The sequence below is a fragment of the Haemophilus parainfluenzae genome, assembly GCF_036288925.1.
In the GTDB taxonomy this organism is placed as follows: Bacteria; Pseudomonadota; Gammaproteobacteria; order Enterobacterales; family Pasteurellaceae; genus Haemophilus_D.
The window spans coordinates 1,307,010-1,319,619 of the sequence record NZ_CP127167.1 but is presented as its reverse complement, the minus strand read 5'-3'; the positions used below and the strand labels follow the sequence as shown (position 1 = coordinate 1,319,619).

The following is a 12,610-nucleotide window of genomic DNA, read 5'->3' as shown; positions in this document are numbered from 1 at the left end:
TTATCTCTGTGAGGTCAAGATGTCAAGTGATAAAGAGCAAACGATCCCCTTTCTTCCTACTCGATTAAATCGTGAATCGAGTGTGTATGGCGGGTTATCTGTAAGTGAATTTATGTTGGCTGCAGCAATGGGATTTATCTTAGGTGCAGTGCTTGGCCTCCTTTGTTGTTTTGCCTTAGGCTTTGATTTTTGGTTGTTAATTCCGTCTCTCGCCATGTTGTTTTGCATTCTTTCTGTGGTGATTGGCAAAGTGATTATTGCGCGCCTTAAACGAGGTAAGCCGGAAGCCTACTTGAATCGAATGATTGAGGTTAAATTAGATGGAATATTAGGGGGGAATCGCTTTATCTCCCGTCAAGGCACTTGGTCTATTCGCCGAGTTAAAAAATAAGAGAGTTTATTATGAAAGACTTAAAAGGGATTGTTCATCAAAAAAATCGCGAAATCATGACCGGGCGAATTGCTATCGGTGCATTGCTTGTGATTTGTTTGGTGCTATGTGCCATTATTTTTACCGCGCCAAGTCGGTTAATGATTTATAACCCACCGGATTTACGTGCGGGAAGTCAACGCCCTTGGTGGGAAGTGCCAAAATCAACCGTTTATGCCTTTGCTTATCAAACCTTCCAGCAGTTAAACCGCTGGATGGAGAATGGCGAGGAAGAATACAAATTAAATATTGAAAGAAATAAAGCCTTTATTACGCCAAGTTGCCAAGAATTTTTGAAGAAAGACTACTATGACCGTTTATCTAACGGTGAATTACGGGAACGTGCACGTGGTGTTTATGAAATTGTGGGACGTGGATTTAAAGATAATAGTGTGATTGTTCATAGCCCCGATAGCTGGACGGTTAATCTTGATTTAAGTGTAGATGAGTATTTCAAAGATGAACCAGTAAAACGTGTTTTAACCCGCTTCCCGGTCAATATCGTGCGCATGGAAACAGATTTACAGAACAATCCTTGGGGATTGGGATTTAACTGCTACAGCTCAATTCCATTACGTTTAGAAGCAAAAGAATTTAGAGAAGGGGATAACCAATAATGAAAAAACTCACTTTGTTACTGAGCGCGGCTTTTATCTTTTCACCAATGACGGCATCTGCCGATGTGTTAATGAAATGGGCGCGCAAACCGTTACCTATTGACTTACAAATCGAAAAAGAACGTATTCTATTCGTAGATAAAAATGTAAAAGTAGGTTATCCACCTGAATTAGATAGCAAGCTTCGCATTCAATCAACTGGCGGTGCGGTTTATTTAAAAGCAACTGCAGATTTCCCAAAAACACGCTTGCAGCTTATGGATGTTGCAACTGGAGAAATAATCTTACTTGATGTGCAAGCGAAGCATTCTGTTGCCAATGCAAGTGAGCCAATTCGCTTTGTTTATGAAAATAAAGTTGAAAAACAAACAACTGCTTATGGCCAAGATGCAAATGCATATAACGAACCAATGCCAAATGCGCGTCCGGCACTCCCCGCTCCAGCTGCATTAACACGTTATGCCGCACAAATGTTTTATGCGCCTTTACGTTCAGTTGAGCCTTTGGAAGGTGTGCGCCAAGTTTCACATCGCCTTCCTACACCGCTTAAAACGCTCTTACCTGCATTGCCTGTGCGAGCTACTCCATTACTCAGCTGGCAACTTGATGAGTATGTTGTCACTGCGGTTCGCTTGCAAAACCAGGGGCAATCTCGCATTGATTTAGATCCTCGAGAGCTTCAAGGTCGATTCTATGCAGCAACATTTCAGCATAATTGGCTTGGGGGGCATGATACACCTGAAGATACCACAACGTTATATCTTGTGACAGAAGGTTCACCTAATCATTCTGTTATCCCTCAGTCAAATTCATATAAACCGAAAAAATTGAAAAAAGTCACCACAACAGTGACAACTCAAACAAAATAAGGAGCGAACAATGCAAATGAAAGCAAATAAAGCGTTCTATGTTATTGGTGGGATTACCGCTCTTGTCGTGACGCTGATGGCTGGATTTCTTTTCTCCGGTAGTAGTTCAACAAATACAGCAGAAACCAAGAAAGAAGATACTTTAGATATCTCTTTTAAAGATTTATCACCGGAAGAATTACGAGCAATGGGGATTGAGGGTGACACATCTAAAGATACGGTAAGAACACTTATAGGTAAAGTGAAAGAGCATAATAAGCGATTTGATGAAGTGATTTTACAAAATGAACGCTTGGTAAAAGAGAATGAGCAGTTAAAAAATCAAGCAAACAATACGGATTATCAAATTCAACAGGCGGTACAAGCAGAAACAGGGGCGTTAATTAATGAGATTAATGCGTTAAAAGATCAGGTTGTACAAGCTGGTAATCAAGTTGTAGGGAATGGAAATGCCCAGGCAAATCCCAATGCTCCTCTACCAATAAACGGAGCAACAACTGGCCCTCAGGTTGAAACTCGAGGGGGAATTAATTGGGTGAACCCTAGTGATATGCCAACTACAGACAGACAAGGGAATGCTCTACAAGGTATTGGTGTAAATGGTGCAGGAATCGGTTTTCCCAAAACCTTCGATAACAATGTGAATGACATCCGAAAATCTAATGATGGGTTGCAATCTAGTACAGGTAATAATGCAATATTTAATACCGCTACACCATTTTTCACAATTGCAGCTAACTCTACTTTAACTAATTCTGTTGCTATGACTGCGCTTGTTGGGCGTGTGCCGATTGACAATAAGGTAACCGAGCCTTATCCGTTTAAATTGCTTATTGGTCGAGATAACTTAATTGCAAATGGCATTGAACTGCCGGATATTGAAGGCGCAATTGTCTCTGGAACAGCAAGCGGTGACTGGACGCTATCTTGTGTTCGTGGTGATGTGAAAAGCTTAACTTTTGTGTTTAGCGATGGCCGCATTGTTTCAACAGACAATTCTGACGATAAAATTGGCTGGTTATCTGATCCACATGGTGTGCCTTGCATTCCTGGAGAACGCAGAACAAATGCTCCGGAATATCTAACGACCAACTTCTTCTTAACGGGGGCTTCAGCAGCTGCACAAGGCTTATCATCTTCTCAATCAACAACAGTGGTTGATGGCGGTGCAGTAATTGGTGCGGTAACGGGTAATAACGGTAAGTATATTCTTGGTCAAGCGTTAGGTGGCGGTTTGAGAGAAACAGCAGACTGGTTCCGTCAGCGTTATGGCCAAATGTTTGATGCGGTATATGTTCCACCGGGTAAAGAAGTGGCTGTACACATCGAAAAACAAATTGATATTGATTATGACCGCATGTCTCGAAAAGTGAAATACGGACAAGCCTCAAGACAATCTAACTTGGATTAAGGAGCAATAATGAAAGTTTTAATGATGATGGGCGTGATTTTAGCCGCAAGCAGTGTTTTGACTGGCTGCTCAACTTCTCAAGGTGATTTATTGCCAACTGGTGATGCAACAATGAAAGATATTTGGAATAAAGGTGGTAATGATAGCAATATTACATCTTATCGGACACCGAATGGCCGTCTTATTGATGCACCAAATTACGTTTCATCTCGTGAACAACAAACTTATACCCGTACAGCAGAAAACGAGGTGAAAAACCTTTTCCCTCGTTTACCAAACCCTGATTTAGTGATGTATGTTTATCCGCACTTAACTGATTCCTCAGAGCAAATGCCTGTACCAGGTTATTCTTCAGTAATTCCATTTTATGGACGTGTGCAATATGCCCAACCGGGTGAGCGTACAAGAATGTACTAGATGAGGTAAGAAACGATGGCATTATTCCAAGACGTGTTAGAGGCTTTCTTCCCTGCTAAAAAGGGTGATAAGCCTCAACCTAAAAAGGAACCTATCCTAACATCCATTGCACCGGAAGAAGCACAGCAGGATGATACCAATAACGTAGAAGAGACGATTGAAATCACTCCTGTTATGCGTAATAGAAAAATGACCAGAGAGCAACATGTTAAAATGCTTTATGGGCGAGATCCCTCTTTTATCTCCAATCTTCCTTATGCGGAATATTTGGAAGAAGAAGGCGTAATGCTTTTTGATGATGCTAAAAGTGCAGGTGCGGTATTTGATATTAAGCCTATAGGAACTGAGGGAAGAAGCAGCGACTATCTTAATCGCGTTCGCACATTGGTTAAAGATGCCTTACAGGATAGTTTCGATGAACTTGATACCAACCCTTACGTTGTACAATTCTATTGCCAGGATGACAAGGATTTAAGCGGTTATGTTGAGAATCTGAGACAGTACATTAAAACCACTTCACCTGAAGCGAGCGGTAGTGAGTTTACAGAACAGTGGCTTGGTGAAATGGAGCGTCACTTAAAAGCAGTAGGTAAACCAGGTGGGCTTTTTGTTGATGACCGGGTAACAAATACGGCATGGGCTGGAAAAGTGCGTAAAACACGCATGGTTATTTATCGTTATGCTGGAAATAATGAGACAGATACAATCGAGAAATTAAATACAGCTTGTGATCGTGTTCAAAGTGCTTTTATCACAGCTGGATTAACCATGGAACGCCAAAATGAAACACAAATTCATCGTTGGTTATTAGAATGGTTTAATCCAAATCCATCACGCTATTTTAACGGACTCGATGATAAAGCTTGCTATGATCTTTTATCACTCTCTAAGGATGAATCTGCTCTACCATTACAAGACCAAGATTTTAGTGAAAATCTCTTTTTTACGCCACCGGAAAGTAAAAATGGCTATTGGTATTTTAATGAGCAACCTCACGAAGTCATTGTAGTTGATAATATTCGTAAGCAGCCGGATGTTGGCCACATGACAGGCGAAGTCACTCGAGGTCGTAATATTAATGCACTATTTGATTTATTGCCGGAATCAACCATTATGGCTATCACTGTAGTCATTCATCCTCAAGATAAATTACAGGCGCATTTAGACAAATTAAGTAGTCGAGCTGTCGGTAATAACTATGAGTCTATCTATTTAAAACAAGATGCCCTCACAGTAACGGAATATTTAAAAGACGGACACAAGCTTTATCAAGCTGGCATGGTTTTCTATGTAAGAGGGAAAGACGATCAAGAGCTACGCATTCGCTCAAGAGAATTAAGAACGGTTTTACTCAGTAATAATTTAGTGCCGGTAAAAGAAGGCAACGAAGTTGCGCCTCTTAATAGCTATTTACGCTGGCTACCGATGAATTTTAATCCTCAATTAGATGCAAAATCTCGTTTTTATACCAAATATTATTGGGTGCAACACATTGCGAATATGTTACCTGTATTTGGCCGTGAGACCGGAACGGGACACCCAGGAATCACCTATTTTAACCGCGGTGGAAGCCCATTAGATTTTGACCCACTAAACCCTAAAGACCGGACTAAAAATGCGCATAAGCTCATTTTAGGCCCTACAGGTTCAGGTAAATCGGCAACATTAACCGCACAAATGGCACAACTGATGGCGGTGCACCGTCCTCGCTTGTTTATTGTAGAAGCAGGTAACTCTTTTGGATTGTTTTCAGATTATGCGGAGCGTTACGGTTTAACGGTTAACCGGGTATCTCTTGAGCCAAGTAGTAACATCGCTTTACCGCTCTTCTCTGAAGCGCATCGTTTATTGGAAATGGATATCGATCTTGAAGTTCAAGATGATGACGATAATGAAGATGAAGGCGAGGAACAACGAGACTTACTTGCGGAAATGGAATTAACCGCTCGCTTAATGATCACCGGGGGAGAAGCGAAGGAAGATGAGAAAATGAGCCGTGCTGACCGCTCGGCTATTCGCCAGGCTATTTTATTAGCTGCAGAGAAAACTTCACAAGAGACCCCACCTCGTCAAGTTTTAACCGGGGATGTAAAAGCCGCACTTGAGGAGTTAAGTCGTCGCCAAGATATTCGCCCGGAACGTGCATCTCGTCTTGCAGATATGGCCGAAGCAATGGATATTTTCTGCACTGGGGTAAATGGTCGATTCTTTAACCGTGAAGGGGAAATTTGGCCTGAAGCTGATATTACACTTGTCGATTTGGCGATGTTTGCACGTGATGGCTATGAAGCTGAATTAGCGATTTCGTATATTTCCCTAATTAACCATATCAACTCATTAGGTGAAAAATATCAACACAGTTTCCGCCCTATCGTGAACATTACGGATGAGTCGCATATCATTACCGTAAATCCACTTCTAGCTAAGTTCCTGGTTAAAGGTTCTAAAATGTGGCGTAAATTGGGTATTTGGTTATGGTTAGCTACACAGAATATGGCTGACTTCCCTGATGAATCTGATAAATTACTCAGCATGGTTGAATGGTGGGAATTACTTAACCTTTCTAATGATGAAGTCGAACAGGTAAACCGTTTCCGTCGTTTATCCGAAGCTCAGAAAATGATGTTGTTATCTGCGAAAAAAGCAGATAAGAAATATACTGAAGGTGTGGTGCTCGCAACCAATATGGAAGCCTTATTCCGTGTTGTTCCACCTAGTCTTTACTTAGCACTAGGGATGACTGAAAAACACGAGAAAGCACAACGTAAACAATTAATGATGGAACATAACTGTACTGAGTTAGATGCGGCATTGATGGTTGCTAAAGACTTAGACAAAAAACGGGGGATTGCAGTCAATGACGAACTTAACTCAATCGCAGCCTAATCCTAATATGACTTTTCATCGTATTTTTGACATTGGGCCTCGCATCCAATCACTTGCTTTTACCTCTGATGAGGTGAAAGCCTACGTGCTGCATTTCATTGCAAAAATTAAGACAAAAATTGGTTCAAACTGCCAATTAAGCGCATTTCCTCAGCGTGTATTTACTCAATCAAGTTGGAAAGTACACGCTAAAGGAGATAAAGGTGAAGTGCATTTATTATTTAATATCTCCGGGCGTTTCCAATTACCTGTGTTTTCTTCCGAAAACTGGCCAGCTAGACTTAATGTGGAATTAACCGATCACGTTGATGCATATTGGTTAATTCAATATTTGCTTTGGAAATTAGCTGCAATTTGGGAATCCCCTGCTGACTTATCCCCAGTTTTTGGGGATAAGACTGTGGGTAATGAATAAGGAGTCCTGATGTCTCAAGGTAAAAAGCCACAATCAAGAGGATGGCTTAAAAATGTACTCCGTTTTATTGCTATCCTTTTATTTTTATTTTTAGCCCTTACTGCAATTGGCATCTTTGCAACTCAATATCTTCAGAATGTTGATATTCGTGCTTGGTTTATTAAAACGCAGTGGATATGGTTTGCAGTACGATTATTACTATATGGTGCGATTATGTTGATGGTCTATTCCATTTCTCGTCGCCAACCATCTTCTATGCCGGCAAAAGCAAAATGGTTAATTGCGATGATTTTAATTTTTGCTGAAGCGATTACACAGATTACTTTAGCTTAGGGGGAAATATGACATTCTCAGTTGACAGTTATCTTGAATATTTCCTGACTCTACTTGGTTGGTTGCTTAATAACGGAGTTTTTGCGTTATTTGTTGGAACAGGGTTATGGCTTCTTCCGCTTATCGGAATGATCTTTAAAATTTGGCGTGACGTAGCTAAACAAGGGGATGATGAAGGTGAGAAAGGGGATTTATTAATCCGCTGGCTCACAATCGAACTCCTTCCAGCAATGCTTATCGTTGTTTTGACATTAGCCCCTCTTATCCCGGTATCATTGAATAACCTTGAATACAATGAACGTTCATCTATTCAATGTGGCTATAAAGTTCCTGCTTCCCCGGATAAATCAGGCTATGCGCCATTTACGACAACATTTGGAGACAGACAAGCCCGAATTCCTATTTGGTGGATGTTGATGCACAAAGTGGATAAAGGTCTAACTTATGGTATGACTGCAGTATTGCCTTGCCAGCGTGATTTACGTCAGGTTAGATTTGAAGTGCAACATCAAAAAATCACTAACCCAGCATTATTAACTGAAGTGCAGCAATTTGTGCAACAATGCTATATCCCGGCTCGTCAAAAATTACAAACAAGCCAACTTGCCTTGAGTCCGGCACAAATCCGCGAAACATCCTGGTTAGGTGGTAAATTGCTTATTAATAACAGCGAGCTCTACCCTCGTTTTAGGGCTCAGCAACCTATTAGCACGTTCCCTTATGATGCAAATCGAGATGCGGCATTACCTAATTCGGGAAAAGGTGGTTTCCCAAGTTGTGATCAATGGTGGGATGAAAGTGGAGCTGGATTAAAATCTCGCTTACTTACAGATATGCGTCAAAACTTATCTGCCCAGGTGAGTGATTTCTTTAACTCTATCGACAACCAAGATGAAGCTTTATTGAGAACACTTTTACGCTCTGAAAACATAGATGTTTCAAAAGGGAAAATGTATCAAGGTTACGGTGGTAGCGTGGATGCTGGATTTTGGAATGCGGTTACTCGACTCACCTCAACTGTAGGAACGGCTGTTGGAAGTTTGGCTATATTCCCAGGCCTAGATGCAATGCGACAAGCCCTACCAATGGTTCAAGCCTTTATGATTATGGCTGTAATTATTTTAATTCCAATTATTACGATTTTAAGTGGCTTTGCTATTAAAACTGTAATGACATTAAGCTTCGTATATTTTGCACTCATTACAACCACATTTTGGTGGGAGTTAGCAAGATGGCTTGATTCATACCTAATAGAAATTATGTATAGTTCTCCATCTCATAATATGCTAAACATCCACTTTTTAGAAAATGCAGAAGATGACATTATTTCTAACTTTGTGATGGGGAGTTTATTTATAATTTTACCTGGTTTATGGTTTGGAGCAATGACCTGGGCTGGAATTCGAGTGGGTGGCGAGCTTAGCGCTGCCATTGCGAAAGGAACTGAATCATCCCAAAAATCAGGGGGGCAATTTGGAGATAAAATTAGTAAAAAAATATAACGTATAAAAAAAGTCCATCTGTTAGACAGATGGACTTTTTTATTTACGAAAATAATTAATCGTCATCATCTCCGTAAACTTTTACTCCGTTAATATAATAGCCAAACCCCTGAAAACCATAATCCCACTTTCCTTCTTCTGATGAATCATCATTTGCAAGTAATTCTGACAACAAAGATGTATCACTTACTGGCTCTTCATCTAAATATTCAATGTTTTTAGAAGGCTTGGTTTTGGAAATTATAACTCCGGCCAAAATTGGACTCGCAGCAAGAGCAGCAGCTGTCACAACAGCTTTACGAGGCTTTCCTGGGAGAAATGACAAAGTGCGGTCAATTTTCTTAAAAAATTGTCCGACAGTATGGCCAAACTTTTGAGCGTCCATATTCTCTCTCCTATTAAAATACTCTGACTTACTCTCATTGTACTCTTATTATTCTTTTATTAAAACCTCGTTTTAAGCAGGAAAAATGTGATTTTTGCGATCCACGTCGCAAATTTTACTAATTGGGGTCTGACGCTCAGTGGAACGAAAACTCACGTTAAGCAACGTTTTCTGCCTCTGACGCCTCTTTTAATGGTCTCAGATGTCCTTTGGTCACCAGTTCTGCCAGCGTGAAGGAATAATGGCCGAGCATATTGATATGTCCGTGGCAAAGCGGGGAGAGGCGTGCGATATCTTCATCATTCAGTGTTTCACCCTGCGCCCGGAGATGATCCAGGGCTGCCTGCATATAAATAGTGTTCCATAACACGACGGCGTTAGTGACCAGCCCCAGTGTGCCCAGTTGATCTTCCTGACCGTCGGTATATCGTTTTCTTATCTCACCTTTTTGACCGTGACAGATGGCTCTGGCAACGGCATGGCGACTTTCTCCCCGATTAAGCTGGGTCAGAATGCGCCGGCGGTAATCTTCATCATCAATATAATTAAGCAGATACAGCGTTTTGTTGATGCGCCCCACTTCAATGATTGCCTGAGTCAGTCCGGAAGGACGTTCACTTTTCAGCAATGAACGGACCAGCACTGAAACCTGTACTTTGCCCAGCTTCAGGGAGCCAGCGGTCCGGATCATTTCGTCCCACTGAAGGACTATTTTTCGGGGATCTGATTGCCCTCTGGCAATATCATTCAGCACGCCATAGTCGGCATCATGGTCCATTCGCCAGAAAACCGAAGCACCGGCATCAGCCAGGCGTGGAGAAAACTGGTATCCCAGCAGCCAGAAAAGGCCAAAGACAAGTTCGCTGGCACCTGCTGTATCGGTCATAATTTCGGTTGGATTCAGCCCGGTCTCCTGTTCCAGAAGACCTTCCAGCACAAAGATAGAGTCCCTCAGCGTCCCCGGTATAACGATGCCATGAAAGCCGGAATACTGATCGGACACAAAGTTGTACCAGGTGATCCCTCTGTTATTACCAAAGTATTTGCGGTTCGGTCCGGCATTGATTGTTCTGACTGGCGTAACAAAGCGCATTCCATCTGCAGATGCCACTTCTCCTCCACCCCATATCTGTGCCAGTGGCAGCGTTGCCTGAAAATCAACCAGTCTGGCATTAGCGCTGGTGATAGTTTCAGCCCGCAGATAGTTCGCTTTTGTCCAGTTCAGCCGGTGTCGGGTCAGTGCAGGAACATTTGATCTGATCAGTGGTTCCAGACCGATATTGCAGGCTTCAGCCATCAGCACGGCGCTGATGCTGACGGGCAGATCATCAACTCTGGCACTGGCTTCACTAGCATGGAAAAACTCATCAGCAAATCCGGTATGGGCGTTAATTTCGAGCAGCAACTCCGTTAAATCCACCGGAGGGAGTAGATCACTGATCATTTTGCTCAGTCGTTTCAGACTGTCCGGCTCATCAAGACTGGCGAGGGGAGAAATTGTCAACCGGGGCTTCGGGCCAGAAACATCGAGTTCGACAGCCTCATTTTCGCAAAGACGTGCAGCAACCTGTCTGTAACGACTATCAAGCTGATGACCCAGAGATTTTATTGCTTCCTGCGGGTCTGTCGGGTGCCCCAAAGAACGATAAACCTTAATCCGGTTTGCCTGCCAGTCAGCACCCTGTAGTAATCTTGCACGAGGATCTCCCCACCGGTTACTGCCGGTAACGTAGACATCCCTCCGCCTCAGACTATCCTGCAGTTTACTGAGAAAGCAGAGCGTGTATCCCCTGCGGGTGATATGTTTTTCCTTGTTAATCACCAGCCGTTTCCATGACCGACTGATAATTTCCGTTGGTGCGTCGTCAAAAAACTGCCGCCGTGAGCTGAACTCCCGGCTGAGGTAGTCACAGGCATTCAGAGTGGTAACCCCGGCAGGTGCGGATGAAAATTTAACGGTATTCAGCAGATGGGGCAGGAAACGACGAACGCGCCCGTACTGCTCCACCATTTCTTCATGAAAATTATCGTCTGAGGGCCGGGCAATTTCACGGACAAGCGTGATGATTTCAGCCAGCTTTTGCCTTGGGATGTAGCTGAACACCTCAGCACGAATCGATTCGTCCGGTGTTTCTTCTTTCAGCAGGTACGAACATGCGCTGGCGAGCGCCAATGCAGATTTATCCAGATCCTTCAGCGAGCGGAGCCGTTTTTTCTGCCCAATCTTTCTGGCGTCACGGATGATAACGGCCAGCATGGCGTCCAGAACGTCCAATGCATCATCCAGCGCCAGCGTTTCCCATGCAAGGACAAAGGCAACCAGAACCGCCATCCTTTTCTGCGGTGACATCCTGGCAATATTGAACACCGAAGTCATACCAGCATAACGTGCGAGATTTTTCAGGCGCACAGCCGGGAGTGTACTCAGGTTTTCAGCATGCAGGCCAAAATCGTTCAGAGTTTTCCAGCGTTCAATTGCTTCATTAAACGCCGGACCACTGATGGTCACAGGGCCCTTTTTCAGTGATTCCAGTAAAGACAGGCGGCTGCAATCAGTTGGCCCCAGCAGCATCTCCAGCTGTGAACGCTGTTCGGCTGACGGTATCAGTGCCAGTTTGTTCCACAGGCGCAACGTCGCCTTTTCCCTTACCTCTGAAATCAACCGGGTCAGCGTAGTGGCTCCGGGGAGAATAATACGATGTTGCATAAGCCACCCTGTCGCCAGATCGAAAAGCAGGCCAGGACGTTCGTTGCTTATCCAGCTCCGGGTATATAAAAGACGGGTAAGGCGAAATGTCCAGGGCCAGGCAAATTCACGATACTGATAGTGCTGACGTATCAGCGCTGCATGCTCACGGCGGGTATTTTCCCTCTGACCGTATTCTGCAAGAACGGTGATATCACGAATCCCGAGCTGTCTGGCGGTAAAATGCCGGACGCCGGAAGGAATATGACCTGGGACCTACGTGCGCCCGCACCGACACCCTCACACCTTCGAGCTACTGTTGCCATTAAGGGGTCGTTTCGTGGTGCTGAATTTTGACGATCGGGGTACCGTCACCCATCGGGCGATATTGGGGGAAACCTGTACGGTGCTGGAGATGGCCGCAGGAACCTGGCATGCCGTGCTGTCGCTGGATACCGGTGGCATAATTTTTGAAGTAAAACACGGTGGCTATCAACCCGTGGCTGCCGATGACTATGCGCACTGGGCTCCAGCGGAAGGAGAACCAGGAACCACGGAGCTTATGGCCTGGTATGCGCAAGCGCAGGTGGGCGACAGCACTTTTGCCGTCTAAGGCGATAAACAAAAACGGAATGAGTTTCCCCATTCCGTTTCCGCTA

General features: G+C 43.6%; 11 protein-coding genes and 1 pseudogene. 10 read left to right on the top strand and 2 right to left on the bottom strand.

Going from position 1 to position 12,610, the window contains the following annotated elements:
• The first annotated feature begins 19 nt into the window (after positions 1-19).
• The 9 genes from QQS40_RS06820 to QQS40_RS06780 are packed head-to-tail and all read left to right on the top strand — an operon-like array spanning position 20 to position 8,880.
• The gene (locus tag QQS40_RS06820; protein ID WP_011271844.1) at positions 20-391 is read left to right on the top strand and encodes a TIGR03750 family conjugal transfer protein; all 372 of its coding nucleotides are present in this window, start codon (positions 20-22) and stop codon (positions 389-391) included.
• 11 nt (positions 392-402) lie between these two features.
• The gene (locus tag QQS40_RS06815) at positions 403-1,047 is read left to right on the top strand and encodes a PFL_4703 family integrating conjugative element protein (protein WP_047922049.1); all 645 of its coding nucleotides are present in this window, start codon (positions 403-405) and stop codon (positions 1,045-1,047) included.
• Positions 1,047-1,916 (top strand): TIGR03749 family integrating conjugative element protein, encoded by an 870-nt coding sequence (locus QQS40_RS06810; RefSeq protein WP_011271846.1) that lies wholly within the window; start codon positions 1,047-1,049, stop codon positions 1,914-1,916. The genes QQS40_RS06815 and QQS40_RS06810 overlap by 1 nt, the downstream gene beginning before the upstream one ends.
• Positions 1,917-1,926: 10 nt before the next feature.
• The gene (locus QQS40_RS06805; protein WP_011271847.1) at positions 1,927-3,327 is read left to right on the top strand and encodes a TIGR03752 family integrating conjugative element protein; all 1,401 of its coding nucleotides are present in this window, start codon (positions 1,927-1,929) and stop codon (positions 3,325-3,327) included.
• A 9-nt stretch (positions 3,328-3,336) separates the two neighbouring features.
• On the top strand, positions 3,337-3,744 hold the full coding sequence (locus QQS40_RS06800; protein ID WP_005653518.1) for a TIGR03751 family conjugal transfer lipoprotein: 408 nt from the start codon (positions 3,337-3,339) through the stop codon (positions 3,742-3,744).
• Between the two features lie 15 nt (positions 3,745-3,759).
• Entirely contained in the window at positions 3,760-6,630 is a 2,871-nt protein-coding gene (locus tag QQS40_RS06795) for a conjugative transfer ATPase (RefSeq protein ID WP_011271849.1), read from the top strand.
• On the top strand, positions 6,602-7,045 hold the full coding sequence (locus QQS40_RS06790; RefSeq protein WP_005687593.1) for a hypothetical protein: 444 nt from the start codon (positions 6,602-6,604) through the stop codon (positions 7,043-7,045). Before QQS40_RS06795 ends, QQS40_RS06790 begins: the two co-directional genes overlap by 29 nt.
• Positions 7,046-7,054: 9 nt before the next feature.
• Positions 7,055-7,378: a hypothetical protein gene (locus tag QQS40_RS06785; protein ID WP_011271851.1), complete on the top strand. Its 324-nt coding sequence runs from the start codon at positions 7,055-7,057 to the stop codon at positions 7,376-7,378.
• Between the two features lie 8 nt (positions 7,379-7,386).
• Positions 7,387-8,880 carry a conjugal transfer protein TraG N-terminal domain-containing protein gene (locus tag QQS40_RS06780; protein ID WP_011271852.1) on the top strand — a complete coding sequence of 498 codons (1,494 nt, stop codon included), beginning with the start codon at positions 7,387-7,389 and terminating at the stop codon, positions 8,878-8,880.
• A gap of 55 nt (positions 8,881-8,935) precedes the next feature.
• On the opposite strand, the gene QQS40_RS06775 is transcribed toward QQS40_RS06780, so the two are convergent.
• Positions 8,936-9,265, bottom strand: coding sequence for a hypothetical protein (locus tag QQS40_RS06775; RefSeq protein WP_005667844.1), 330 nt, complete (start codon positions 9,263-9,265; stop codon positions 8,936-8,938).
• Between the two features lie 157 nt (positions 9,266-9,422).
• Positions 9,423-12,206: pseudogene (locus tag QQS40_RS06770) on the bottom strand (Tn3-like element Tn3 family transposase); the annotation flags it as partial.
• Positions 12,207-12,231: 25 nt separating this feature from the next.
• Between QQS40_RS06770 and QQS40_RS06765 the strand changes: the two are divergent.
• A complete protein-coding gene (locus QQS40_RS06765) occupies positions 12,232-12,564 on the top strand; it encodes a WbuC family cupin fold metalloprotein (protein WP_001393253.1) in 333 nt (110 codons plus the stop codon).
• The last annotated feature ends 46 nt before the right edge of the window (positions 12,565-12,610 follow it).